Origin of the sequence: Candidatus Halocynthiibacter alkanivorans (assembly GCF_003333265.1) — a bacterium.
Taxonomy (GTDB): domain Bacteria; phylum Pseudomonadota; class Alphaproteobacteria; order Rhodobacterales; family Rhodobacteraceae; genus Halocyntiibacter_A; species Halocyntiibacter_A alkanivorans.
In genome coordinates, this window is sequence record NZ_QOLB01000041.1 from 1 (window position 1) to 24,770 (window position 24,770).

The 24,770-nt window shown below is 61.0% G+C and carries 28 protein-coding genes; 10 read left to right on the forward strand and 18 right to left on the reverse strand.

Translation table 11 applies throughout. The features are described from left to right. Positions 1-147: 147 nt before the first annotated feature. Positions 148-1,410 carry an MFS transporter gene (locus tag DWA01_RS03600; RefSeq protein ID WP_160115953.1) on the reverse strand — a complete coding sequence of 421 codons (1,263 nt, stop codon included), beginning with the start codon at positions 1,408-1,410 and terminating at the stop codon, positions 148-150. 248 nt (positions 1,411-1,658) lie between these two features. On the opposite strand from DWA01_RS03600, the gene DWA01_RS03605 reads away from it, so the two are divergent. After that, positions 1,659-1,886, forward strand: a complete 228-nt coding sequence (locus DWA01_RS03605; RefSeq protein ID WP_114284289.1) for a hypothetical protein — start codon at positions 1,659-1,661, stop codon at positions 1,884-1,886. Between the two features lie 180 nt (positions 1,887-2,066). Here the strand turns inward: DWA01_RS03605 and DWA01_RS03610 are convergent, their stop codons facing one another. Next, positions 2,067-3,089 carry a ribose-phosphate pyrophosphokinase gene (locus DWA01_RS03610; protein WP_114284290.1) on the reverse strand — a complete coding sequence of 341 codons (1,023 nt, stop codon included), beginning with the start codon at positions 3,087-3,089 and terminating at the stop codon, positions 2,067-2,069. A 102-nt stretch (positions 3,090-3,191) separates the two neighbouring features. On the opposite strand from DWA01_RS03610, the gene DWA01_RS03615 reads away from it, so the two are divergent. After that, positions 3,192-3,791, forward strand: a complete 600-nt coding sequence (locus tag DWA01_RS03615) for a 2-hydroxychromene-2-carboxylate isomerase (RefSeq protein ID WP_114284291.1) — start codon at positions 3,192-3,194, stop codon at positions 3,789-3,791. Between the two features lie 261 nt (positions 3,792-4,052). On the opposite strand, the gene DWA01_RS03620 is transcribed toward DWA01_RS03615, so the two are convergent. The 6 genes from DWA01_RS03620 to DWA01_RS03645 form a co-directional block, all read right to left on the reverse strand. Next, positions 4,053-5,108, reverse strand: coding sequence for a threonine aldolase family protein (locus tag DWA01_RS03620; RefSeq protein ID WP_114284297.1), 1,056 nt, complete (start codon positions 5,106-5,108; stop codon positions 4,053-4,055). After that, positions 5,108-5,581 carry a YcgN family cysteine cluster protein gene (locus DWA01_RS03625; protein ID WP_114284351.1) on the reverse strand — a complete coding sequence of 158 codons (474 nt, stop codon included), beginning with the start codon at positions 5,579-5,581 and terminating at the stop codon, positions 5,108-5,110. The genes DWA01_RS03620 and DWA01_RS03625 overlap by 1 nt, the downstream gene beginning before the upstream one ends. 94 nt (positions 5,582-5,675) lie before the next feature. Beyond that, complete coding sequence (locus DWA01_RS03630; RefSeq protein WP_114284298.1) at positions 5,676-6,611, reverse strand: bifunctional riboflavin kinase/FAD synthetase; 936 nt, start codon at positions 6,609-6,611, stop codon at positions 5,676-5,678. 29 nt (positions 6,612-6,640) lie between these two features. Then, a complete protein-coding gene (locus tag DWA01_RS03635) occupies positions 6,641-7,084 on the reverse strand; it encodes a MaoC family dehydratase (RefSeq protein WP_114284353.1) in 444 nt (147 codons plus the stop codon). A gap of 124 nt (positions 7,085-7,208) precedes the next feature. Further along, positions 7,209-8,081, reverse strand: a complete 873-nt coding sequence (locus DWA01_RS03640; RefSeq protein ID WP_114284299.1) for a TIGR01459 family HAD-type hydrolase — start codon at positions 8,079-8,081, stop codon at positions 7,209-7,211. A 91-nt stretch (positions 8,082-8,172) separates the two neighbouring features. Next, entirely contained in the window at positions 8,173-9,093 is a 921-nt protein-coding gene (locus DWA01_RS03645) for a manganese-dependent inorganic pyrophosphatase (protein ID WP_114284300.1), read from the reverse strand. Positions 9,094-9,374: 281 nt separating this feature from the next. Between DWA01_RS03645 and DWA01_RS03650 the strand changes: the two genes are divergently transcribed. The 4 genes from DWA01_RS03650 (at position 9,375) to DWA01_RS03665 (ending at position 13,148) form a co-directional block, all read left to right on the forward strand. After that, positions 9,375-9,662 carry a co-chaperone GroES gene (locus tag DWA01_RS03650; protein WP_114284301.1) on the forward strand — a complete coding sequence of 96 codons (288 nt, stop codon included), beginning with the start codon at positions 9,375-9,377 and terminating at the stop codon, positions 9,660-9,662. Positions 9,663-9,715: 53 nt separating this feature from the next. Next, a complete protein-coding gene (gene groL / locus DWA01_RS03655; protein WP_114284303.1) occupies positions 9,716-11,365 on the forward strand; it encodes a chaperonin GroEL in 1,650 nt (549 codons plus the stop codon). A gap of 443 nt (positions 11,366-11,808) precedes the next feature. After that, positions 11,809-12,276 (forward strand): GNAT family N-acetyltransferase, encoded by a 468-nt coding sequence (locus DWA01_RS03660; RefSeq protein WP_114284305.1) that lies wholly within the window; start codon positions 11,809-11,811, stop codon positions 12,274-12,276. Further along, positions 12,276-13,148, forward strand: coding sequence for a DMT family transporter (locus DWA01_RS03665; RefSeq protein ID WP_114284307.1), 873 nt, complete (start codon positions 12,276-12,278; stop codon positions 13,146-13,148). Before DWA01_RS03660 ends, DWA01_RS03665 begins: the two co-directional genes overlap by 1 nt. Here DWA01_RS03665 and DWA01_RS03670 read toward each other — a convergent pair. Continuing rightward, positions 13,096-13,551 carry an NUDIX domain-containing protein gene (locus tag DWA01_RS03670; RefSeq protein WP_200832495.1) on the reverse strand — a complete coding sequence of 152 codons (456 nt, stop codon included), beginning with the start codon at positions 13,549-13,551 and terminating at the stop codon, positions 13,096-13,098. The two genes, DWA01_RS03665 and DWA01_RS03670, sit on opposite strands and share 53 nt — an antisense overlap. 320 nt (positions 13,552-13,871) lie before the next feature. Between DWA01_RS03670 and DWA01_RS03675 the strand changes: the two genes are divergently transcribed. Continuing rightward, positions 13,872-14,627 (forward strand): esterase/lipase family protein, encoded by a 756-nt coding sequence (locus DWA01_RS03675; protein ID WP_114284309.1) that lies wholly within the window; start codon positions 13,872-13,874, stop codon positions 14,625-14,627. A 471-nt stretch (positions 14,628-15,098) separates the two neighbouring features. Here the strand turns inward: DWA01_RS03675 and DWA01_RS03680 are convergent, their stop codons facing one another. The 3 genes from DWA01_RS03680 to DWA01_RS03690 are packed head-to-tail and all read right to left on the reverse strand — an operon-like array spanning position 15,099 to position 16,919. Further along, positions 15,099-16,175 (reverse strand): 5-(carboxyamino)imidazole ribonucleotide synthase, encoded by a 1,077-nt coding sequence (locus tag DWA01_RS03680; RefSeq protein ID WP_114284311.1) that lies wholly within the window; start codon positions 16,173-16,175, stop codon positions 15,099-15,101. Further along, positions 16,168-16,653, reverse strand: coding sequence for a 5-(carboxyamino)imidazole ribonucleotide mutase (gene purE, locus DWA01_RS03685; RefSeq protein ID WP_268807699.1), 486 nt, complete (start codon positions 16,651-16,653; stop codon positions 16,168-16,170). Before purE ends, DWA01_RS03680 begins: the two co-directional genes overlap by 8 nt. Positions 16,654-16,700: 47 nt before the next feature. Next, positions 16,701-16,919: a YdcH family protein gene (locus DWA01_RS03690; RefSeq protein ID WP_114284315.1), complete on the reverse strand. Its 219-nt coding sequence runs from the start codon at positions 16,917-16,919 to the stop codon at positions 16,701-16,703. A 185-nt stretch (positions 16,920-17,104) separates the two neighbouring features. On the opposite strand from DWA01_RS03690, the gene DWA01_RS03695 reads away from it, so the two are divergent. Together DWA01_RS03695 and DWA01_RS03700 are read left to right on the forward strand one after the other, a co-directional pair. Continuing rightward, complete coding sequence (locus DWA01_RS03695; RefSeq protein WP_114284317.1) at positions 17,105-17,518, forward strand: Hsp20 family protein; 414 nt, start codon at positions 17,105-17,107, stop codon at positions 17,516-17,518. A 4-nt stretch (positions 17,519-17,522) separates the two neighbouring features. Then, positions 17,523-17,750, forward strand: coding sequence for a DUF1150 family protein (locus tag DWA01_RS03700; RefSeq protein WP_114284319.1), 228 nt, complete (start codon positions 17,523-17,525; stop codon positions 17,748-17,750). On the opposite strand, the gene DWA01_RS03705 is transcribed toward DWA01_RS03700, so the two are convergent. The 4 genes from DWA01_RS03705 to trxB form a co-directional block, all read right to left on the reverse strand. Next, positions 17,751-18,635, reverse strand: coding sequence for a glycosyltransferase family 2 protein (locus DWA01_RS03705; protein WP_235008410.1), 885 nt, complete (start codon positions 18,633-18,635; stop codon positions 17,751-17,753). A 132-nt stretch (positions 18,636-18,767) separates the two neighbouring features. Then, positions 18,768-20,477, reverse strand: a complete 1,710-nt coding sequence (locus tag DWA01_RS03710; RefSeq protein ID WP_114284322.1) for a bifunctional sulfate adenylyltransferase/adenylylsulfate kinase — start codon at positions 20,475-20,477, stop codon at positions 18,768-18,770. 219 nt (positions 20,478-20,696) lie between these two features. Further along, positions 20,697-21,197 (reverse strand): RES family NAD+ phosphorylase, encoded by a 501-nt coding sequence (locus DWA01_RS03715; protein WP_114284324.1) that lies wholly within the window; start codon positions 21,195-21,197, stop codon positions 20,697-20,699. A gap of 4 nt (positions 21,198-21,201) precedes the next feature. Next, positions 21,202-22,146 (reverse strand): thioredoxin-disulfide reductase, encoded by a 945-nt coding sequence (gene trxB, locus DWA01_RS03720; RefSeq protein ID WP_114284326.1) that lies wholly within the window; start codon positions 22,144-22,146, stop codon positions 21,202-21,204. A gap of 218 nt (positions 22,147-22,364) precedes the next feature. Between trxB and DWA01_RS03725 the strand changes: the two genes are divergently transcribed. Continuing rightward, a complete protein-coding gene (locus tag DWA01_RS03725) occupies positions 22,365-22,865 on the forward strand; it encodes an Lrp/AsnC family transcriptional regulator (RefSeq protein WP_114284327.1) in 501 nt (166 codons plus the stop codon). Positions 22,866-23,194: 329 nt separating this feature from the next. Here the strand turns inward: DWA01_RS03725 and DWA01_RS03730 are convergent, their stop codons facing one another. Then, a complete protein-coding gene (locus tag DWA01_RS03730; protein ID WP_160115954.1) occupies positions 23,195-23,902 on the reverse strand; it encodes a Hint domain-containing protein in 708 nt (235 codons plus the stop codon). A 519-nt stretch (positions 23,903-24,421) separates the two neighbouring features. Continuing rightward, positions 24,422-24,547, reverse strand: a complete 126-nt coding sequence (locus DWA01_RS23800; protein WP_268807700.1) for a hypothetical protein — start codon at positions 24,545-24,547, stop codon at positions 24,422-24,424. Positions 24,548-24,770: the final 223 nt, after the last annotated feature.

The following is a 24,770-nucleotide window of genomic DNA, read 5'->3' on the forward strand; positions in this document are numbered from 1 at the left end:
AGATGTGTATAAGCGCCAGCACGAATTTTGGTGCCGTCTCCGTCGTGCGCCCTGATGCCGCCGCCGACACGCGTCCTGATGTGGCCCCGACAGGACAACTAACGCGGCGCGTGACACTGCGCCTGACACGGCCATTGACGCGGGCGCTCAGCGCGGAGCAGCGGTGCCGCCTTCCGGCGTCTCAGATCCGGCCCGAGCCGCCAGCAGCGCCGCCAGCAGGATCACCAGGGCGGCCAGCAGGAAGATCCATGCCCCGGCGCTTACATAGGCCACACCGCCGCCCACAAGCCCCAGGATGCTGCCTGCAGCGCCGATACTGCCGGAATAGCCCTGCACCGCCCCCTGCATGCGCTTGCCTGCGGCTCTGGACAGCACCGCCATAAACGTGGGCCACATCAGACCGTTGCCCAGCGCGATCAGCACGGCACCGCCGTAGATCACCCCGGCACTGTCCCAGAGCAGCGTGCCAAAGCCCAGGCTCAGCACGACACCACCAAGGGACATCAGCACCCGGTCGCTGAAATGCTGCCCCGCCCAGCTCAGCAGCGGCCCCTGAACCATCACCATCACAAGGCTCAGCGCGGCGAAATAGAGGCCGATGTCGGTGACGCTCCAGCCCAGCCACTGCACTGCATGCACCGGAAAGGCGGCATAGAAAAAACTGAACCCCAGCATCACCAGAAAATTGATGCTCAGCAGCCCCCGAATGCCTGGTAAGGCCAGCACCGGGACGTCGTGTGCGCACTCAAGCCGGTAGCTTCGTTTCTGATCCTGACCATAGACAGCACAGGCGCTTGGCGGTTTCAGGTGGGCCGCAATGGGGGCGGGCTTTACGTCCGCAAGGCCAAAGCGGATCAGCAGCAGCGCCAGCGCGGAAATGAGAAAGGCGGCCAGCACCGGCAACATCTCCCCTAGCAGTGTCGCGCCCAGCAGCCCGGCCAGCGCCGGACCGAGAATAAAACCAAGATTGCTGGACATCGCCATGCGGCCGAAATTCTTGCTGCGGTCTTTGTCCCGGGTGATATCGGCCAGGTATGCGCTGGAGACCGAGACATTGCCGCCAGTCAGCCCGTCCGCCGCCCTGGCCAGAAACAGCAGCACCAGCGGCAGGGTGAGCGCAAATTCTCCCAGATAAGCGCTGCTGACCGTCGCCAGTTCACGGGCGGGCAGGGCAAAGGCCAGCAGGAAGATCGCCCAGGACAACAGTGTGCCGGCCTGGCTGAGCAGCAACACTTTGCGCCGCCCGATGCGGTCCGACATCTGTCCCAGCACCGGGGCACCAAACAGCTGGAAGAACGAATAGGTTGCCGCCATCACCCCGTAGACAACAGCGTTGCCGCCCCAGCGCGTCACCAGCACCACCAGAAATGGCGTGACGATGGAAAACCCCAGGGTGCCGACAAAATTCACCGCCAGCAGCGGCGCCAGAGATGGTTGACGTGTAATGGCCGTGACTCAGCCCTCCTTTGTCGCTCCCAATCCGGCCGCAGTCTAGCACGCGCCGGGAAAAATCCGAACGCGCCGGGGCCGGTCCTGTGGTTTTGACGCCGGGACCGCCGGCGCCCGGGCTGGCCAGCGGCGGCCCGGTTGTTTTGACGCCGCCCCATCCGGCGTTAGTCTTGCGCCACCTGTAAACCAACCCCGGGGGAGAACACGTCATGGACATGGTTGAAGCGCTCGGGGTGGTGGCCGTCACCATCATGGTCAGCAGCTACGCGCTGGAACACCGCGCCCCGGGCTGGATCGCGGTGTTTGCCTTTGGCTGCGCGCTAGCTGCGCTTTACGCGCTGCTGATCGGTTCGCTGCCGTTTCTGATCGCCGAAGGGCTCTGGTCTCTCATCGCAGTGCGGCGCTGGTCTGTGGCGCGACACAGGCCGGGAGGCTGACACCCAGTCAGACGCGGACACCGGCGCAGAGGCGGCACAGAAGCAGGCACGGAAGCAGGCACAGGCACGGACACTGAGACCGGGCGCAGGAAATGGCCAGGACGCAGCCCGGGGCAGATACAAAAAGGCCCCGCAGCGCTGCTGCAGGGCCTTTTGAATATTATGCCTCAGTAGCGGGCTTTATTTGTTGCCCGAATACATGCCCTCATAGATCGGCACCAGAGTGTCGGTGTCAAACAGCGAGGAGACCGAAGTGCCGCTCCAGGTGTTCAGCACCGCCTGGCCAAACATCGGCGCAATGGGAACAATGCGGATGTTTTCGGCGTTTTTCACCGGTTCGGTGGCCTCAATAGAATCAGTGATCACCAGCGATTTCATCACTGAGTTGGTGATCCGCTCCACCGCCGGGCCCGACAGTACGCCGTGGGTGATATAGGCATGCACTTCTGAAGCGCCGTCCTCAATCAGCGTTTCCGCCGCTTTGCACAGGGTGCCGGCGGTGTCACAGATGTCGTCCACGATGATACATTTTTTGCCGGAGACGTTGCCGATCACGGTCATGTCGGCAATCTCGCCGGCTTTTTCGCGGCGCTTGTCGACGATGGCCAGCGGGCAGCCGATCCGTTTGGCCAGTTCGCGCGCCCGGGCCACACCGCCCACATCGGGTGAAATCACCATCACATCATCCAGCTGACCTTTGAAATGGTGCTGAATGTCCAGCGCGAAAACCGGCGCCGCATAGAGATTGTCGACCGGGATATCAAAGAAGCCCTGGATCTGTGTCGCATGCAGATCGAGTGTCAGGATGCGCTCAATCCCGGCTTCCACCATCATATTGGCGACCAGCTTGGCCGAGATCGGCGTGCGTGCCTTGGCGCGGCGGTCCTGGCGGGCATAGCCGAAATAAGGGATCACCGCGGTAATACGGGCAGCGGACGAGCGGCGCAGCGCATCGGCCATGATCAGCAGTTCCATCAGATTGTCATTCGCCGGGTTTGACGTCGACTGAATGATATACATGTCCTCGCCGCGCACATTGTCGTACACTTCAACAAAGATTTCCTGGTCATTGAACCGTTCGATACGGGCTTTTACCAGGTCGACTTGCATGCCGCGGTGCATCGACATGCGGCGGGCAATGGAAGCCGCCAGCGGCTTGTTCGAATTGCCGGCAATTAATTTAGGTTCGTTGGTGATGGCCATGGCGCGTGGTCCCCAGGTGGTGTCATATGACGGAATCGTATGCTGCCCCGATTAGCATCCCTCTAACCTCATGCAAACACTGCGCAGCCGGAGAATTCAAAAATGGCCCATATCGACTACTTTTTTTCCCCAATGTCGCCCTATACCTACCTGCTCGGCGGCGATCTGGAGACGGTCGCAGACAAGCATAACGCGACCGTGACATATAAGCCGCTGGACATCATGGGACTGTTTGCGCGAACAGGCGGCACCGCACCCAAAGACCGCCACGCCTCGCGGATGGAATACCGCGCCCAGGACCTGGTGCGCTCCGCCAAAAAACGCGCCATGGCGTTCAATCTGAAACCAGCGTTCTCGCCGACAAACCCGGCGCCGTCCTCCTATGCAATCATTGCCGCGCAATCTGCAGGCGGCGGTGACATTGGCGCGCTGGTTCACAGTTTCACCCGCGCCTGCTGGGCCGAAGACAAAGACATCGCTGATGATGCCGTGGTGCGCGCCTGCCTGAAAGCCGCCGGTTTTGACCCGGCACTGGCCGACTCCGGCCTGCTCAGCGGTGCCGATACCTATGCGTCAAATCTGGAAGAAGCGGTGCGGCGCGGCGCTTTTGGCGCGCCGTTCTTTATTACCGGTGACGATGCGCGGTTCTGGGGCCGCGACCGGATTACAGATCTGGACCTGTATCTGGCCGGCGATCTTTAAGCAGTCCACAGCCTCTGGCGCAAACCCGCCCGCCTCCGCTTTGGCGGGGGCGGGCAAGACAGTCACCCCGGTTTCTTTTTGGCTTAAATATCCTCGCCGAAGGCCAGAATCCTTGCCCGCCGTCAGCGCTCACTCCGGCACTCAGTCTGCCACGCACTCCGCCACTCACACCAGCCCGCGCACCGCCAAAGCGCCGCCGCGCTGCTCCTGCTACAGCAGTGTCGCAATACCGGCAGCGCGTCTGCGACGGCTCAAAACGCTTTAATGCGCCGCCAGTTCCAGAAAAGCGTCAAGATCGGCCATTGTGGTGGACCAGCTGGTCACCAGCCGGGCGCAGACCGGGGTGTCGGGCGCTTTGCCTTCGGGGCTTTCCGTATGGGGCCAGGGATAGAACTGGGCGCCCGCAGCTCTTGCGGCCAGGTGGCCCGAGGCCGGCCAGTTGGCAAACACCATATTCGCTTGCACCGGATGGGCCAGGCTGCCACCGGGCAGGGCGCTGATGGCCTCGGCCAGCACCGCAGCCATGCCATTGGAGTGGCGCGCCAGCTCAAGCCAGAGACCGTCGCTCAGATAGGCCTCCATCTGTGCTGACAGATAGCGGTGTTTGGAGAACAGATGCGCCCCACGTTTGCGCCGCAGCTCAAATTCCCAGGCCAGCTTGGGGTCAAAGATCACCACCGCTTCGACCCCCATCAATCCATTTTTGGTGCCGCCGAACGACACCACATCCACACCGGCTTTCCAGGTCATCTCCGCCGCGCTGCAACCGAGTGCCACCAGCGCATTGGCAAAACGTGCGCCGTCCAGATGCACGCCCATGCCGGCCTCTTTGGCAATTGCCGCCAGCGCGGTGATCTCCGCCACCGAATAAACCGTGCCCAGCTCGGTGACATTGGTGATCGAAAGCGCGCCATTCTGGATCGAATGCACCGTGCCGTGATCGGTGGTGCCGAGCGCAGCGCGCAGGGTCGCAGGGGTCATTTTGGCATCGGCACCGGCGACCAGTTTTAACTTGGCGCCATGGGTGTAAAACTCCGGCGCCCCGGCCTCGTCCATTTCGATATGGGCGATCTGATGGCTGTAAATGGCGCTCCAGGGCTGTGCCAGACAGGCCAGCGACAGCACATTGGCGGCGGTGCCGGTGGCGACCAGATAGACCGCGGCCTCCGGCGCTTCAAAAATGTCGCGGATCTGCGCCCGTACGCGGTCCATAATCTCGTCATTGCCGTAAGAGGGCGCATAACCGCTGTTGGCGGCGTTCAGCGCCTGCATCACCTTTGGGTGCACCGGGCAGGCATTGTCAGAAGCAAAAAACATTAAATCGGTTCCTCAATTATATGATCTTCCCAGTCGTCTTCGTCGATCTCAAATTCCGGCACAGTGCAGCCGCGCATGGACACGCCCGCCTGATGCACCGATTCCGGATCCCCGGTCAGCAGCGGGTGCCACTCCGGCAGCTTGTCGCCCTGGTAGAGCAAGCGGTAGGCGCAGGTCTGCGGCATCCAGGACATGTGCTTTTCCAGGGTGGACGGTGTCAGGGTGATGCATTCCGGCACGATCTGTTTGCGGATGTCATACTGGCCGCAATGGCAGCTGACATCATCCAGCAGCCGGCAGGCCACCCGGGTCAGGAACACTTCGCCGGTATCGCCGTCTTCCAGCTTGTTGAGACAGCATTTGCCACAGCCGTCACACAGCGCTTCCCACTCGGGCGCACTCAGATTGGTGAGCGCGAAACGCTCCCAGTAGCGGGGCCGCAGCCCTTTGCGCCGTATCGGATCATCTTTCATCTTTTCTTCCTGGCTGTCCTGACTGTCCTGCTGCCGGCTACGCGCGGGCGCACCGGCACTCACGTCGGTGCCCCAATCCGCTTTGCACTGTCGCTCACAGCGCGGCCAAAATATCGCGGGCGCGGGCGCAATCTGCATCCATCTGTGTGATCAGCGCCTCCAACCCGTCAAACTTAGCTTCCGGGCGCAGATAGTCCACCAGCGCCACCGAGAGATGCTGACCATAAAGGTCGCCCTCAAAGTCAAACAGGAAGCTTTCCAGATTGGGGGTGTTGATGCCAAACATCGGCCGCACCCCCATTGAGGCGGCACCACTATAGCTGCCGGCGCGGGGCCCGGTGAGCACATCGACCTTCACCGCATAGACCCCGAACTTCGGCGGGTGCAGACCTTTGATCGACATATTGGCGGTGGGAAAACCCAGCTCACGCCCACGCTGATCGCCTTTGATCACTTCGCCCTCGATGCGGTGCCAGTGGCCCAGCATGGCGGCGGCGTCGCGCGGCCGGCCTTCAGCCAGCGCGTTGCGGATGTTGGTGGAAGATACTTCTACCCCGTTGCCACGCACCAACTCGGCAATGGTGACGTCAAAACCCAGCTCCGTACCGAAGCGTTTCAGATCCTGGGCATTGCCAGCGCGCCCCTTGCCAAAACAGAAATCAGCCCCGACCACCACATGAGACAGGCCGAGCCCGTCACGGATCACGATGCGGGCAAATTCTTCCGGTGAAAAGGCGACCATACGCGCGTCAAACGGCAGCTCAAACAGGCAATCAACGCCGATTTTCTCCAGCCGGTGGGCGCGGGCTTCGCGGTTCATCAGCCGGAACGCCGGCGCGTCAGGTGCGAAATAGGCGCGTGGATGCGGGTGAAAGCTGAGCACGCCCAGCGGCACGTCAGCCTTTGAGCGGGCGCGCGCCAGTTCAATCACAGCCTGATGCCCCAGGTGCACGCCGTCAAAGTTGCCGATTGCGGCGCTGGCGCCGCGGGCGCCTGTCTCAATGCTGGTCCAGTCGGTAAATGTCTGCATTGCCCCTCTGCGGGACAGGCCCACAACCGTCAGTCAAATTTGCGGCTTGGCGCCAGAACCCGGGCCTCGCCTTTCAGTACGACGGTATCACCCACCAGACAGCGACAATCAAGGGTCACCCGGCGTTTGGCGTAATCTATTGCCGTGACCGAGACCTCGGCCAGCACGGTGTCGCCGGGGCGCACCGGGGCGAGGAACTTTAGCGACTGGCCCATATAGATGGTGCCATGGCCGGGAAGCTGTTCGCCAATCACCGCCGAGATCAGGCCGGCGGTCAGCATGCCATGGGCGATGCGGCCGGCAAAAATTGTGTCGCGGGCATAGGCCTCATCCAGATGCACCGGATTGTGGTCAGTGGAGACCTCCGCAAACAGCGCGATATCGCGGTCGGTGATTTCCTTGCGCAGATGGCGGGTCATGCCAATCTCAAGCTCTTCGATGCAAATCGTCCCGCGGGGCAAATTGTCCAGCATATCTGATGATTCCCTTGTCATGTTGCATTGCAGCATAACAGTCTTGCCGATCTGGATCAATCGGCAAGGTAATAAGGTTTCAAAAGTATAGGTTGATTTGAAACCTTGTTGCGGGCTGAAGCGATCAGCGCAGCAGTGAGATCGCCGCCACCGGGCTGAGCTTTTCCAGCGCCAGCCAGGTGTCCAGCAGGGCGGGTTCCGGCTTCAGCACGTCAGTACCAAACTGATCCGCCGCCAGACCGCCGGTGATGAACAGCGTGTCAAAGCCTTCGCCGATACCACCGGCAACGTCAGTGTGAATGCCGTCGCCGATGCACAGGATCTTGTCGTCCTCAATCTGTGCGATCTGTGCCAGACGCAGCCGGGCCAGATCATAAATCGGGGCATGGGGTTTGCCGAAATAAAGGCTTTCGCCGCCCATTTCGGTGTAAAGGCGCGCCAGCGCACCGGCACACCATTCGCGCCGCGCGCCGCGGTCCACCACAATGTCTGGGTTGGCGCAGAGCAGTTTCAGTCCCTTGGCGATGGCATAGAGAAAATCGGCCCGGTTCACTTCCGGGTCGGCCAGCGAATCTACCGGGCCGGTGCAGACAATGCCGTCGGCCTCGCGCAGGGACACCATTTCGATGTCCTGGGCGTCGTCGAGCACATTCAGCGGCGCGAAAAAACTGGTCTCATCCGGGATGCCGATATGATGCACTTTCTGGCCGACCACACCGTGGAACATGGCGGCGCGGGCGGAATCGCCCGAAGTGGCAATGTCGTCCCAGGCGTCCTGGGGCACACCCATGCCAGTAATCTGTTCTTGCACCGAGGCGCGCGGCCGCGGCGAATTGGTCACCAGCACCACGATACCGCCGGATTTGCGATAGGCCTGCAACGCTGCCACCGCTCCGGGAAAAGCAGTCACCCCGTTGTGCACACAGCCCCAGAGGTCAACAAACAAAGCGTCATAGTTGGTGGAGATGTCGGCAAGCTGTTGGATGATCCGGGTCATGATGCTGGGTCTCTGGGGCTGAATTAAAATGAAAAGGGGCGCTGAACGCGCCCCTTTGCTTTATACATTGGCGCTTGTGGCGACCACTGGTTTATACCGCCAGAAAGGGGATGATCTGCTTTTTGCGGCTCATCACCCCGGGCAGCACCACCTTGTCGCCCTCAACGGTGACACCGAAAGATTTCTCGGCCACTGATTTGGTGAGTGCGTTGGGGATGAACATGGTGGCTTCTTCGTTGAGAATATCCACCACAAACAGCAGCACCTGATCGACACCGTCTTCCGTGGCGACAGCCGTCATGCTTGCCATGATCGAGGCCTGACGGTCGAGCACGATTTTGGGCGCGGTGGTTTCCAGCACGGAAACGCGGAACTTTGTCTCACCGACGGTGTATTCTTTGGAATCCATCCGCAGCAGTTCGGCGTCGCTGAAGGCCGAAACATCGGATTTGGCTTCAAACATCTCAGACGCATAGGCCGCAAGGTCGATGTTCAGTTCAGCGGCCAGCTTTTCCGCCAGTGCCCGGTCCACATCGGTGGTGGTAGGCGAGCGGAATTCCAGCGTATCGCTGAGGATACAGGACAGCATCGCGCCTTTGATATTGTCCGGCATTTTTGCCGCTGCTTCGCCCATCAGGTCAAACATGATGGTTGCGGTACAGGCCAGCGGCCGGATGGTGATGTCGATCGGGCCGCGTGTTTCCAGACCGCCAACCAGCTTGTGGTGGTCGATGATGGCAGTGACGTTGGCTGCATTGATTGAGGCCGGCAGTTCCGCCGGGTTGTTGGTATCGACGATGACAACTTCGTCCTCAGCGGAAACATCCCCGATGATTTCCGGCTGCTCAAAACCCCATTTCTTCAGCATGAAGGCGGCTTCGGTATTGGGGGTGCCCAACACAACCGGCGTGGCGGCACGACCCTTGACTTCATTCAGATACCAGGCCCAGATCAGGGGCGAGCCGGTGGAATCAGTGTCGGGGGCTTTGTGGCCGAGAATTTTGATGGTCATGTCATCATCCGTCTTTGAACTGGAAATTTGCCGCCCTTATAGGCCTGCCTGTGGGCGCTGTCACGGGGCAGGGCGCTGCAATTGCCCAATATTTGCGGGCGCATCGCGGCTATGCGCCTGCATCAGAGCACGCAGCCGCCCGCGCCAACCCGGGCAAGCGCGATATTTTCACCGGGCGCATGGTTGACTTGTCAATTTTGCATGCCTAGGTTCCTGTCGTTATCACTCGCACCCGGTGAGTGCTAACCCAGTTTAAACCTCGAACCAAGGAGCGTTCAGAGATGGCATTTACCCCTCTTCACGACCGTGTAGTTGTACGCCGCGTTGAAGGCGACGAAAAAACCGCCGGCGGCCTCATCATTCCGGATTCCGCGAAAGAAAAGCCCGCTGAAGGCGAAATCATCGCAGTTGGTGCCGGCGCGCGCAAAGACAGCGGCGAGCTGATCGATATGGCTGTAAAAGCCGGCGACAAAGTTCTGTTTGGCAAATGGTCCGGCACTGAAATCACCCTCGACGGTGAAGAGCTGCTGATCATGAAAGAAAGCGACATTCTCGGCATCATCGCCTGAGCCTGTTCTTTTTAACCAACTTTTTTAATTTCAGACGGTAAGGAGCAAGCATCATGGCTGCTAAAGACGTCAAATTCGGTACCGACGCCCGCAATAAAATGCTGGCCGGTGTCAACATTCTCGCTGACGCGGTAAAAGTAACGCTCGGCCCTAAAGGCCGTAACGTTGTCATCGACAAATCTTTCGGCGCACCGCGCATCACCAAAGACGGTGTGACTGTTGCCAAAGAAATCGAACTCGAAGACAAGTTCGAAAACATGGGCGCACAGATGGTCAAGGAAGTTGCTTCCCGGACCAATGATGAAGCTGGTGACGGTACAACAACCGCAACAGTCCTGGCCCAGGCCATCGTGCGTGAAGGTCTCAAGCAGGTTGCTGCTGGCCTGAACCCAATGGATCTGAAACGCGGCATCGACCTGGCAACTGCCAATGTTGTCACTGCGATCAAAGCCTCTTCCCGTCCGGTTGCTGATTCCGACGAAGTTGCTCAGGTTGGCACCATCTCCGCCAACGGCGAATCTGCTATTGGCCAGCAGATTGCTGACGCGATGCAGAAAGTCGGCAACGAAGGTGTGATCACCGTCGAAGAAAACAAAGGTCTGGAAACAGAAACCACCGTTGTTGAAGGCATGCAGTTCGACCGCGGTTACCTGTCCCCTTACTTCGTCACCAACCCTGACAAAATGATCGCAGAGCTCGAAGACTGCATGATCCTGCTGCACGAGAAGAAACTCTCTTCCCTGCAGGCAATGGTTCCACTGCTCGAGCAGGTGATCCAGTCGCAGAAACCTCTGCTGATCATTGCTGAAGATGTTGAAGGCGAAGCGCTGGCAACTCTGGTTGTGAACAAACTGCGCGGCGGCCTGAAAATCGCAGCTGTTAAAGCTCCTGGTTTTGGCGATCGTCGCAAAGCCATGCTGCAGGATCTGGCAATTCTGACCGGTGGTCAGGTGATTTCCGAAGATCTGGGCATGAAGCTTGAGTCCGTCACCATGGACATGCTCGGCACCGCGAAGAAAATCGAGATCACCAAAGACGAAACCACTGTTGTGGACGGCGCTGGTAACAAAGCTGAGATCGAAGCACGCGTGGCTCAGATCCGCACTCAGATCGAAGAGACTTCTTCCGATTACGATCGTGAAAAACTGCAGGAACGTGTGGCCAAACTGGCTGGCGGTGTTGCTGTTATCCGCGTTGGCGGCATGACCGAAGTTGAAGTTAAAGAGCGCAAAGACCGTGTTGACGATGCGCTGAACGCGACTCGCGCTGCGGTTCAGGAAGGCGTCATCGTTGGTGGTGGTGTTGCTCTGGTTCAGGCTGCTAAAGGTCTCGTCGATCTGGAAGGCGCCAACCCTGATCAGAACGCTGGTATCGCCATCGTACGCCGTGCGCTCGAAGCGCCTCTGCGTCAGATCGCTGAAAACGCTGGTGTTGACGGTGCGGTTGTTGCCGGCAAGATCCGCGAAAGCGACGATCTGACTTTCGGCTTTAACGCACAGACTGAAGAATATGGCGACATGTTCGGCTTCGGCGTTATCGACCCTGCGAAAGTGACCCGGACTGCTCTGGAAGACGCTGCTTCCATCGCAGGTCTGCTGATCACCACAGAAGCCATGGTTGCAGACAAACCTGCACCTGCCGGCGCTGCTGGTGGCGGCATGCCCGATATGGGTGGCATGGGCGGTATGGGCGGCATGATGTAAATCACGCCGGTTCTTACCGACAAAGAGGGGTCCGCCATTGGCGGGCCCTTTTTCTTTTGGGCAAAGCCATCCTGATCCGCGGCGCGGCTGAGACCGCACCCCACCTGGCCGCGGAGTTTACGCTCGCACCTGGCCACGGAGAAAATGCACGCCGCCTTGTCGCGGAGAAAATGCACGCCGCCTTGTCGCGGAGATAACGCGCGCCGCCTTGCCGCAGGGTTATTGCACCGTGTGCTGTGCCTTAAGAACCTGCAGCGACTGTATTCTCAGGTGATATTTGTTATCCGGAAATTGTCGTACGGTGGGAGCGGGCACAAGGCCTGCCGGGCCTGGTTTCTGGTGTTCCGCAAGTGACACAAGCGCGTCGCGCCCCGGCGATACTTCGGATATGATGCCCGCGATACGCGGTGCCGTGTCCGGTACGCGGAAATTAAGGGGCCGACATGAACGACAGCGACAACATTATCATCCGGCAGGCCGTGGCCACGGACGTCGCAGCCCTGACCACCTGTTTTGAACGCGCCTGGGCGCCAGTGCTGGCGCGCGGGATTGCTTTGCCACTGGTCAGCGAAGGGCTCGCCGGTGATATCGACAGCCATCTTGTCTGGGTGGCGCAGCGCGCCGGGCAGCAGGGCGGGCGGCTGCTCGGCGGACTGGTGGCGGTTGCCGACACATCGCACCTGCACATTGCCAACCTGGCGGTCGACCCCGGGGCCCAGGGGCTCGGTATTTCCCGGGCCTTGCTTGAACAGGCTGAACAGTATTGCCTGATGCAAGGTTTGAACGAGCTGCGGCTGAGCACCCATATTGAGATGCCGGAGAACGTCGCGCTTTACAGCCACATGGGCTGGCGTATAACCGCTCATGATGGTGTCAAAGTCCTGATGTCCAAAGCTGTGAAAGCCCTCTGATGCGCCTCTTCGTTCTGACTGCACTCGTTCTGGTGGCTTTTGCTTCCAATTCCGTTCTCAACCGTATTGCTGTCGCCGACGGCGCCATGGGCTCGACCAGCTTTGTCGGCATCCGCATCCTGTCGGGCGCAGTCATGTTGTCCATTCTGATGCTGGCGCGCCGCCGCGCTGTTGCGCCGCTGTTGACCCGGTCGCGGCTCTGGGGCGCCGGCTGGCTGGCGCTCTATGCGCTGGGCAATTCTTTCGCATTTGAGCGGCTCGAAGCCGGCGCCGGCTCGCTGATCCTGTTTGGCGGCGTGCAACTGACCATGTTTGGCGGCGCGCTGTATCTGGGCGAGCGCATCCCGCGTCAGCGCTGGTTTGGCGCCGCGATCGCTTTTGCAGGTCTCGCCTGGTTGATGTGGCCGTCGGGCGCCAGTGCTCCCAACCTTACCGGCGCGCTGATCATGGTGGTGGCGGCCTTTGCCTGGGGTATTTATTCGCTGCTTGGCCGTGGCGCGCGTGACCCGATGGGGGAAACCGCGATCAACTTTATCCTCGCCGCTGCCATCACCGGTGTGGTGATGGTACTGCGCCCGGACGGGATCAGCACGCTCGGCATTATCTGCGCCGTGCTGTCAGGTGCCATTGCCTCCGGGCTGGGCTATTCGCTGTGGTATGCGGTGCTGCCCAAAATTCCCGCAGCGCTGGCGGCGGTGGCCCAGCTGACCGTGCCGGTGCTTGCCGCTCTTGGCGGAGTGCTGACGCTCGGGGAACCCATCACCTGGCGTTTTGTCATCGCGACGGCCGTGGTGCTGGGCGGGCTGGCGCTGTCCTCGCTCAGGGCACGATCACCTCGAGCGGATCGTAACGCACCGGCCCGCCAGGACTAAACGCCACCTCCGCCAGCAGATCGGGCTTGAAGCGCAGATCTGCCAGTTCAGCGGCGCTGAAAAAGCGCCGCGCGCTCACCACCGCATCCGGATCGCGCCAGTCGTCCCGCAGGCTGCCGCCGGTGATTTCGCAGTGGTAAAACATCTCGACCTGGTGAAAATCATGCGCCGGGTCGTGAAACTCGCTGATCAGCGCGAGCGCGCCGACGCTTACGGTCAGTCCGGTCTCCTCAAACACTTCGCGTGTCAGATTTTCGGCCAGCGACTGATGCCGCTCAACCCCGCCGCCCGGTGCGCACCACAGATCCGAGACGCCACCGGCATACGCATTGACCAGCAACAGGCGCGCATCGTGCAGGATCAGCGCACGCACGGCAAGACGGGGAGAGGGGATTTCTTTCATGCCGCCATTCTGGGGCGGCAGGCGGCGCGGCGCAAGCGCCACACCGGTGGGGCCCGGACTGCGCCGGTCCGCCGCTGGACCGCATTGGCGCGCGCGCCGGGGGAGGGCGTAAAGATTGAGCGAGGGCTGCACTGAGGCATGCGCCGGGGAAGGCGCAGAGGCCGCCCCTTGGTCGCACTGGCGCGTGCGCTGGCAGTGGGTGCAGGGGCCAAGCTGGAGCCGCATTGGGGCTGGGGCGCTGGCGGTGCAACAGGTGCAACGGGCGGGCAGCCATTTCCAGGGACTGGAAACGGCTGCCCGCCCCCCCAATATGATAGCGTATGAAACGGGTCCTGATCTTGCTGGCTGTCTTGCCAGTGTTGGCGCTGCTGCTGGCGCCCTTGCCGGCCGCGGCGGGCGTCGGCTGCACCGTGCTGCTGCATGGTCTCGCCCGCAGTGACCGTTCCATGGCGCCGATTGAAGCGGCGCTGCGCTTTCGCGGCCATCTGGTGGTCAACGCCGGCTATGCCTCGACCTCTGCCACGGTCGGAGCCCTGGCTGAAACGACGCTCACCCCGGCGATCGCCCGCTGTGGCGGCCAAAACGTCAATGTTATCACCCATTCCATGGGCGGCATCCTGGTGCGCCAGTGGGTGAAGGTGCACGGGGCCGGGGCCCTTGGTCGGGTGGTGATGCTGGGACCACCTAACCAGGGCTCCGAAATCGTGGACCGTTTTTCCGGCCTCGCGTTGTTTCAGGCGATCAACGGCCCGGCGGGCGGCGAGCTTGGCACCAATGGCCTGCCCACGACGCTCGGCCCGGTCACATTTGAGCTGGGGGTGATTGCCGGCAACCGCTCTCTGAACCCGGCGTTTTCCCGGCTGATCCCGGGGGCAGACGACGGCAAGGTCTCAGTCGCCTCCACCCGGGTTGCGGGCATGGCGGCGCATCTCACCCTGCCGGTGACCCATACGCTGATGATGTTTGATGCGCGGGTGATCGCCCAGGCGTTGCGTTTTCTCGACACTGGTGCTTTTGAGCCTGCGCTCAGCAGCCGTGATGCGTTACGTGCGTTGCTGAAAAAACCCGGCACATAAAGTCCGGCTCATCGGGTCTGGCCCCGAAATCCGGCCACCGAAATCCAGCCCATAAATCTGGCCTCCGGGGGCAGGTCTCTGAGGCTTGTCGCCGGTGCCTGTGATGGCCTGGGTCTGACCGAAAGAGCCCGGTTGCCGCCGTCTGGCCGCCGTCTGGCCACAGCGCGCGCCACAGGCGGGCTCTTTCACACCGGTCCCTGATTCAGGTTCCCGCTGCCGGCCTCAGAGGCCTGTTGCCGGGGCCTTGTGGCCTGGCTGTGAGCGAAGGAGCCCGTGGCTGTCGTCTGGCGTCTGGCCGTTACACAGCCCGGGCTCTTTCACCCGGGCCTGAGGCGCGAGCCGGAGATTTCAGTCCCTGCGGCCATCCTCTGGCGCATACCGCCACAGGCCGCCACCGGCTGACACCGCCAGACACGGGGCAAGGTCGTCAAAAAGGATGCGCCCGGCCGGCCGCGCGCATCAGGTATCTGTTCAGCCCGCCGGGCCGAGAATGCGGTTGAGATGGCCCATCTTGCGGCCGGGTTTGACCTCGGACTTGCCATAAAGATGCAGCGCCACCGACCCCTCTCGAGCCAGTTCGGGAACTTGATCCATGTCGTCGCCGATCAGGTTCACCATCTCCACATTGGAATGGCGTTTGCCATCGCCCAGCGGCCAACCCGCCACCGCACGGATGTGCTGTTCAAACTGATCCACCGCGCAGCCATCCTGGGTCCAATGGCCCGAATTATGCACCCTCGGGGCAAATTCATTCACCACCAGCCCCTGTTTGGTGACAAACAGCTCCACCCCCATCACACCAACATAATGCAGCGCGTTCAGGATCTTCGCGGTCAACAACACCGCGTCCATGCGTTGGCTGGCCGTCAGTTTTGCCGGCAGGGTGGTGCTGTGCAGAATGCCGTCGGTATGCACGTTTTCGCCAGGATCGTAACAGGAGACCTCGCCGTTCACACCGCGTGCGCCGATCACCGACACTTCATGGCTGAACTCGATGAAGCCTTCCAGCACCGCCGGCGCACCGGCCATATCGCTCAGCGCCCGAGCAGCGTCTTCCGGCGAACGCAGCCGCGACTGGCCTTTGCCGTCATAGCCAAAGCGCCGCGTCTTCAGGATCGCCGGCGTGCCGATCTCGTCGATCGCCTCGGCCATGTCGACCTCGTCATCCACCGCCGCATAGGGCGCGGTTGTCAGGCCCAGATCCGACAGAAACGCCTTTTCCACCAACCGGTCCTGGCTCACCGCCAGCGCGCGGCGGTTGGGCCGGATCGGCCGCAGCGTCTCCAGCAGATCCAGCGCCGAGGTCGGGATGTTCTCGAACTCATAGGTGATCACATCAACTGTATCGGCAAAGGCGCGCAGCGCGGCCTCGTCCTCATAGGCGGCGCAGGTCACCTGATGCGCCACATCGGCAGCGGGCGGGTTGGCGCCCGGCTCAAATATGTGGGTTTTAAAGCCCAGCCGAGCAGCAGCCACCGACAACATACGGCCCAGTTGCCCGCCACCCAGAATGCCGATGGTTGCGCCCTGTTGCAGCATTTCACTCATCTTTCGGCTCCTCGGGAATAGAGGCCGCCAGCGCGTCGCGCCAGGCGTCCAGGCGGGCGGCCAGATCCGCGTCGCCATTGGCCAGAATGCCCGCCGCCATCAAGCCGCCATTGGCAGCCCCGGCAGCGCCGATCGCCATAGTGGCAACGGGAAACCCTTTGGGCATCTGCACAATGGAATAGAGACTGTCGACCCCCGACAAGGCACGGGTCTGGATCGGCACGCCGACCACTGGCACCCGGGTTTTGGAGGCCATCATGCCCGGCAGATGCGCCGCGCCTCCGGCCCCGGCAATGATGACCTGCAATCCGCGCTCCACGGCGCTTTTGCCATAGGCCCACAACCGGTCGGGCGTGCGATGGGCGGATACGATCCGCGTCTCATATTCCACGCCCAGCTCATCAAGGATGTTTGCTGCTTCTTTCATCGTGGGCCAGTCCGACTGGCTGCCCATGATAATCCCAACTTTGACTGTCAAATTCCGCACTCCTGAAGCTGAGCGCGCACTATAGTCAATTCTGCGCTTCAGGCAATGATATCAGGGGTCAGCCGGTCTTCGATATTTCGGATCCGGTCCTTGAGTGCCAGTTTCTGCTTTTTCAGCCGCCGCAGACGCAACGCATCGCTGCGCCCCATCTCTTCCAGCGCGTGAATTGCCGCATCCAGATCGCGGTGCTCGCGTTTAAAGGTTTCCAGCTCCACGCGCAGCACTTCGGGCGTGTCCATTTCTGACGACATCTTCATGTGGGGCGAACTTTCCTGAGTCGTTTCTTCTCTTTGGGGCAAATTAGCCGATTTATCCTCTTTTGGCTAAGCAATTACCACTTATGCGGGCTTGTGATCCGCGGCCGCGGGCCCCATATTTGAGGGGCAGGTTGCCGCATCCGGGGCCTGTGAACACAGTCGCTTTCACCTCAAAGGACGTGTCGATGAGCAAAATGACTCTGGGTTCCCACCCTTTTTTACTGGGATTTGATCAGTTGGAACGACTGGTTGAGCGCACGGCAAAAGCCGACGCCGGTGGTTACCCGCCTTACAATATTGAACACACTGACGAAAATTCCTACCGGATCACCCTGGCTGTGGCTGGTTTTGCCGATGAAGAACTGTCGATCACGCTGGAGAATACCCAGCTGGTGATCCGCGGCCGTCAAAGCGACGATGACCAGGGAAGGGTCTTTCTGCACCGGGGCATTGCCGCGCGTCAGTTCCAGCGCTCCTTTGTGCTGGCCGACGGGGTCGAGGTCTCCGGCGCCAAAGTAGAAAACGGTTTGCTGCATGTGGATCTGGAACGCTCTGTTCCCGAGACGGTGGTGCAGGAAATCAAGATCAGAAAGGGCTGAGACCATGGATACGAGCTTTGATGAACTGCCCGAAACCGGCGACCGCATCGTCTATGTGCGCGAAATTGCGGTGACTGATTTGCCCGATGATGTGCAGCAGGAAATCAACGGCATGAAGACGCTGTTTTCCGTGCATGATTCCAGCGGTGAACGGCTTGCGCTGGTGGCTGATAAAGAAATGGCCTTTGACCTGGCACGCGAACATAATTACGCGCCGGTCTCTGTGCACTGACTAACCAGCCTGGCGTGCGGCGCCGTGTGAAGCGCTGTGTGCCGGCTCCCGGTCCTGCCAGATCCCGTATGTTTCGCGGAAATATTCGATCACGGCTGTGTCTGCTTTCAGGCGGCCGTGGTCTTTATAGACAAAAGCGCCCAGACGATCGCTGAAATGCGCCCTATAGGGTTTTGACGCCGCCGGTGTGTCGGAAAACAGCCAGATCGGGATCTGGTTGCGCGTCAGGTGACCCGACAGCCAGGGGTCGTCAACTGTCCATAAAATATCTGGAATATCAAAAGCTTCTGGCGGTATGAATTCCGGGCGGATCATGACGCCGCCAAAACCTTCGAGAATATCGACGTATCCATCCCTGATGTAGGGACGGGGTTTTACCTGCAACAAAGTGGCCAGCCGCAACAGGCGGTAGCCAATGCCTTTGTGCCGTCTTTCTGCCCGGGGCCAATGGTCGCGTTCGATATAATATTGCGCGCCGCTGGGGCGGAACTCGAGGTCATAGCCCTTTCCCGCAATGCAACAACCGGGCTGCAGTTTGCGAGCGTCCAGAAACCGCTGTGCCCAGCCGCGGTCATAAGGCTGGTCGTCGTCGCAGAACAGAATTTCTACATCCTGGCCCTGGAAGTCCCTGACTGCAGGCAGGATTTTTGTCGCCGGGCCCAGATCCTCATCCACCAGACAAAGGGTGATGCCCTCCGGCAGAGCAGGGATGTCGTCGGGTGTAAAATCAAACCGTTTATAACTGCGGGGAATATAAAGCCGGATTTCCTTCACATCGGCGCTCTGATTTAACAGGTCGCGCAATGTCGGGGCGATTTTATCCATTCTCGGGGGGATGGTGGTCAGCGAAATAATCAAATCGGACACGTACCAATACTCACTCATAAAAAATCAAATAACTGGCCTGAAGGTATTTCAGCCACAACTACGCTGCTAGTTATCTAAAAGTATCGGTATCCGAAAGAAAAAACCCGGCACAATGGCCGGGTTCTTTGTTCTCGCAATGTGGATCTTGCCTTAGTTGGCGCCGATCAGCCCCAGGCTTTCCAGTTTCAGCAGCACCTGATGAGCGCAGTTGTCCACTTCGACATTTTGGGTCTCAAGCCGGATTTCCGGTGCTGTGGGCTCTTCATACGGATCCGAAATACCGGTGAATTCTTTGATCTTGCCTTCGCGCGCCAGTTTATAAAGCCCCTTGCGGTCCCGACGTTCACATTCTTCCAGCGACGTGGCGACGTGGACTTCCAGGAAAGCGCCGACCTGCTCGATTTCTTCGCGCACGGCCCGGCGTGTGGCGGTATAAGGCGCAATCGGTGCACAGATGGCGATGCCGCCGTTCTTGGTGATCTCAGAGGCGACATAGCCGATACGGCGGATGTTCAGATCGCGGTGCTCTTTCGAGAAACCCAGCCCAGACGACAGGGTTTTTCGCACGATATCGCCGTCCAGCAGCGTCACCGGACGGCCGCCCATTTCCATCAGCTTGACCATTAACGCGTTGGCCACGGTGGATTTTCCCGAGCCGGAGAGACCGGTGAAAAACACGGTGAACCCCTGTTTGGAGCGCGGCGGTTTGGTGCGGCGCAGCTCTTTCACCACTTCCGGGAAGGAGAACCACTCCGGAATTTCCAGCCCTTCGGCCAGACGGCGGCGCAGCTCGGTGCCGGAGATGTTCAGCACCGTCAGACCTTCTTCGATCTCGTCCGCCGGCTCATACTGGGCCCGGTCCTGGACATAGACCATATGTTTGAAATCGACCATTTCGATGCCCATTTCTTCCTGATGCTCGCGGAACAGGTCCTGAGCGTCATAGGCACCATAGAAATCTTCACCGGCGGAGTTTTTGCCAGGTCCGGCGTGATCGCGGCCAACGATGAAATGGGTGCAGCCGTGGTTCTTGCGGATCAACCCGTGCCAGACCGCTTCGCGGGGGCCGCCCATGCGCATGGCCAGGTTCAGCAGTGACAGCGAAGTGGTGGCCGACGGGTATTTGTCCAGCACCGCCTCATAACAGCGCACCCGGGTGAAGTGATCCACATCGCCGGGTTTGGTCAGGCCGACCACCGGATGGATCAGCAGGTTGGCCTGGGCTTCTTTAGCGGCGCGGAAGGTCAGTTCCTGGTGCGCCCGGTGCAGCGGGTTGCGGGTCTGGAACGCCACGATGCGGCGCCAGCCCAGTTTGCGGAAATAGGCGCGCAGCTCATTTGGCGTGTCGCGACGACCGCGGAAGTCATAATGCACCGGCTGCTGGATACCGATCACCGGCCCGCCCAGATAGACTTTGCCGGCCTGGTTGTGCAGATAGTTGACCGCCGGATGGGCGCTGTCATCGGCGCCAAATACTTTTTCGGCTTCCAGCGCTTTGTTGGGCACCCAGCTGTCGGTGATGGTCATGGTCGCCAGAATGACGCCTTCCTGGTCGCGCAAAGCGATGTCCTGGCCCTCTTCCAGCTCGGCCGCGAAATCCTCGGATACATCCAGGTTGACCGGCATCGGCCACAGCGAGCCGTCTTCCAGCCGCATGTTCTGTACCACACCCTCGTAATCGGCCTGGCTCAAAAAGCCCTTCAGCGGGTTGAAACCGCCGTTCATCAGCAGTTCCAGGTCACAAATCTGACGCGGTGTCAGATCCCAGCTGACCAGATCAGCGGCTTCGGATTTCAGTTTCTGAGCGGAGTCATAGGACACATAAAGCTCAGAGATTGGCGCGAGATTAGGGGCGATCATGACACTGTCTGCCTTTTCGGTTCGGCGGTCGGTTGGGCGCGAAATGCGCAGGTTTTGCCGGGCAATAGCCCGTGTTTCTGATGGTAATCAAGGCAACCTGTGGCTGAATTAAGGAAATGAGGCGGAAAGGCTGCGTTTCGGCGTCAGTTTGGACGATTTTTCTGCGCTTGTATAGAAAAGGCGGTCAGCGTCCGTGGCTTGATCCGGCGCTGTCGCCGCTCAGAACGCTGCTGGCGGTGTCCAGCGGCGGGTGGTGCCCTGAGTCGCAATTCTGGCTGCTCCGGCGGTGTTCCAGCGAAACAGCACCAGATGCCAGCGGGCGGGCTCCGTGCGGGAAGAATAGACCATGCCGTCGGCGCCACTGGCACGCACAGCATCGCTGGCGCGCCAGCTGGTGGCCGGCAGTCCGCGCGACCGCTCCCGGGACCAGGGCACTGAGGGGGTTGCGGGATCGATGCCCAATGTGGCGCAGGTGGCCGGGTCGCGCAGATCCTGGATCCGTGCTCCGCTCAGACGCAGCGGCACAAGGGCGCGCTCCGGGTCGCCGGGGCGCAGATAGCGCGCGATGGCGACCGCCGCGGTTTCCGGGCTGGGGGAGGCATAAAGCGCCGGTTGGCCGTCATAGTGAAAGCGGCCTTCAGGGTGGATCGCACCCTGCAAAACCTGCGCGGCCAGGTGTTCAAAGACGATGCGGTAGAACGACCCGGCCAACGCAATCATTGTGTTACTTTTCCTGTTCAGACAGGAAGCGTTCCGCGTCCAGCGCCGCCATACAGCCCATGCCCGCCGAGGTCACCGCCTGGCGGTAAATATGGTCGGTCAGATCGCCGGCGGCAAACACACCCGGGATCGAGGTGGCAGTGGAGCCGTTCATCACTTTGACATAACCGCCGTCCTGCATCTCCAGCTGATCTTTGACCAGCATATTGGCCGGGGAATGGCCGATGGCGATAAAGACACCCTTGGCGGCCACCTCAGTAATCTCGCCGGTTTTAACGTTTCTGGCGCGCAAGCCTTCCACGCCCAGCGGCGCGGTGGTGCCGGTGATTTCCTCAATAGTGTGATCCCAGAGGATCTCGACCTTGGGGTTCTTGAACAGCCGGTCCTGAAGGATCTTTTCCGAGCGCAGCGTGTCGCGGCGGTGGATCAGCGTCACTTTGGAGGCGAATTTGGTCAGGAACAGCGCCTCTTCTACGGCGGTATTGCCGCCGCCGACCACAACCACATCCATGCCGCGGTAAAAGAACCCGTCACAGGTGGCACAGGCCGAGACACCAAAGCCTTTGAATTTTTCTTCCGATTCCATGCCGAGCCAATTGGCCTGGGCGCCGGTGGCCAGGATCACCGCGTCCGCGGTGTAGGTGGTGCCGCTGTCCCCCGTCGCGGTGAACGGGCGTTTTGAGAGGTCGAGATCAGAAATGTAATCGCCGATCACCTCGGTGCCCACAGCGGTGGCATGGGCTTCCATTTTCACCATCAGATCGGGGCCCTGAATTTCGCTTTCGCCGGGCCAGTTTTCGACCTCAGTGGTGATGGTCAGCTGGCCGCCGGGCTGAATGCCCTGTACCAGAACCGGCTCCAGCATGGCGCGGCTGGCATAAACGCCGGCGGTATATCCGGCAGGGCCCGAGCCAATGATCAGCACGCGGGTGTGTTTCGTGTCGCCCATGGGACGGCTCCTTTGAAATCAGACGTTGTTGGCAAGCCATATAAGCCCTGGGCGGCGGTGGGAAAACCCCCCGTGTGGCACCCGGAGGCGCGTCGGGAGACTTTGTCACAGCCCGGCCAGGGTTGCCGGCGGTATGTTCGGGCGCAGAATTGAAATATTATTGCGCAGAGACGGGATGCCCGGTAAGGTTACGCAAAATTTCGACCTCAGGATTAAACATGCCCGGAACCAAACTCGACCCGATTGATCGGAAAATACTGGCGGAATTGCAGGCCGACGGCCGCATGACCAATGTCGAACTGGCCAGAAGGGTCGGTATTTCGGCACCACCCTGCCTGCGCCGGGTGCGCACGCTGGAAGAGGCCGGGCTGATCAAAGGCTATCACGCCGAGGTCAATGCCCGGGCGCTGAATTTCGAAGTGCAGGTCTTTGCCATGGTGGGGTTGGTCAGTCAGGCCGAGGTTGACCTGTCTGCCTTTGAAGCCCTGTGCCAGCGATGGCCTCTGGTGCGCGAGTGTCACATGCTCAATGGCGAAGTGGATTTCATCCTCAAATGCGTCGCGCCGGACCTGTCGACCTTCCAGCGTTTTCTGACCGAGGAACTGACTTCAGCGGACAATGTGGCCAGTGTGAAAACCTCGCTGGTGATCCGCGGCGCCAAGGACGAGCCCGGTGTGCCGTTTGATGTGCTGGAAGCGCGGCTCAGCCAACAGCCCTGAAACCTGTCCTGAAATCTGCCTTGAAATCCGTGAAGGGCGCTGCCCCCGCAGGCTGAGACCTTGCTCGGAAGCTGTGCTGTAAACGGCTGCGGCACCCAGCGTGGATTCTGGTGGTGAACCCGCCGGTGACCCCCGTGTCCTCTCTCCAGTGAAGGCTGGCCGGGGCTGCGGGAGTCTGGCAGCGCAGGCCTCAGCCTGGCCTCACCCCCGCAGGGGGCTGGCGCGCCGCTCACCACCCCCTGCGGTGCAGCGGGCAGTCGCGGCGCGCCCCGTCTGCCGACGGGGCGGACGGCTGGCTCCGCCCGGGCGGTCTTTGCGGACGTGTGCGCCTATGCGGCCAGCAGCGCTGCCATATCTGTCAGGCTGAGGCGCGGGCAGATCAGCGCCCCAAATTGTCCCGGGGCGCGCAGATGCGGGAACAGAGCCAGAAATTCCGCGTGCAGTTCCCAGCCGGTGCGTTCCGGGCTGGCGCTGCCAGGGTGATAGGTTTCGACCTCGACCCCGTTGGCACGGATCACCCGGTGTGCCGGCAGCATCAGGTGCCAGGTGCGCTGGACGGTCAGCGGCTGCAGGGCGATCACACTGTGGCCGTCCGCGCGCGCCTGCACCGGGACCAGCGCCTCGCGCAGCCCCAGCTTTTGCCGCAACCGGTCCGAGCGGTGCAACAGCCGCGCCGCCGGGCCCAGCATCAGATCGCCGGCCGGGCGGCCAGGGCCAAAGGCCTCCGCCATCAGGCGGAACATATCTGGCCCCTGCGGGCGGTCCGCGGCCAGCGCGGCGCCAGGCCCCGGTGGCAGGGCGCCCGTCAGCATGGAGCCGAGCCAGAGCACTGGTTGGAAATCGCCCTCAAATGTCTCAATCATATCGCCGGGCAGCAGGTCCTCAACCGCCCGCAGCCCCTGACTGGTCTGAAACATTGTGCCGCGCGCAAAGGCGCTGAACGCTTCTTCAAACCGGGGCAGGGCGGGGGCGGAGCGGCTGACATCAAAGATGTCGCCGTTTCTGGCGAGCCACGAAAATTCGTACCGCCGGTTCACCTGCCTGCTCTTATGTCTGTTGGTGGTGCCGGACGCGGAGTCAGCTGCAGAACCGGGCACAGAAACGGGTGCAATGCCGGGCGCAACGTGGGGCACAGATACGGGTGCGGCGCCGGGCGCAGTGCCGGACGCTGTGCCGGCACCGGGCTCATTAACGGAACTCCGGCGGCGCACCGTCCAGGTCGTGGGCGGGTGCGGCGTCGGGCGTGCTGCCGTGTCGGCGGCAGCCGGTTGAGGCGTGCTCATGCAACTGGTCCTTGTCCCTGTCACAACTGCGTCGGCCCCCACCGGATTGCAGAAGGAATGAAAAATACCAGCATATACTGGGTTGAGTGTCAAAATTCTGCGGCGCTTTGTTATGGCAGCGCGGGCAATCCGCCGCGCGCCCTCTGACTGTTTCCCCGCGCCCGGTTAATCCGCCACAGCAGCGACACAATGGCTCCGGCGCAGAAAAACCGCCCCCGAATCACTGCGGAAGGCGGTTTTCAGGCCTGCGGGAGGGGTCAGGCCGTCTGAGTGTCAGGCCGACAAGCGGCGCGGCGCTGCTTTGAGTTTTGCGGCGCGGGCCTTGCGTGAACCGGGCAGCACGTGGTCACATTTTTTGGCTTCTGCCAGTATTGATTTCATCCAGCGTTTGGTCTGCATCTCTGTCCCTTTCCCATTGCGGGGCCGTATCATTGTTCTGTCTCTAATATTAACGATCATTGGGGCGGGGTTTTGGCAAACGCACGGATTTCTGCAAAAAGTTAACACCGCCGCGAAAGCCTTTGTTTTGTGGCGCTTGGCGACAATCTGACTAAAATTTGCGGGATTGTTGCGGCAAATCTGACCCGGGCCGACACAGCGGCGCCACATTCTACCGGCGCCA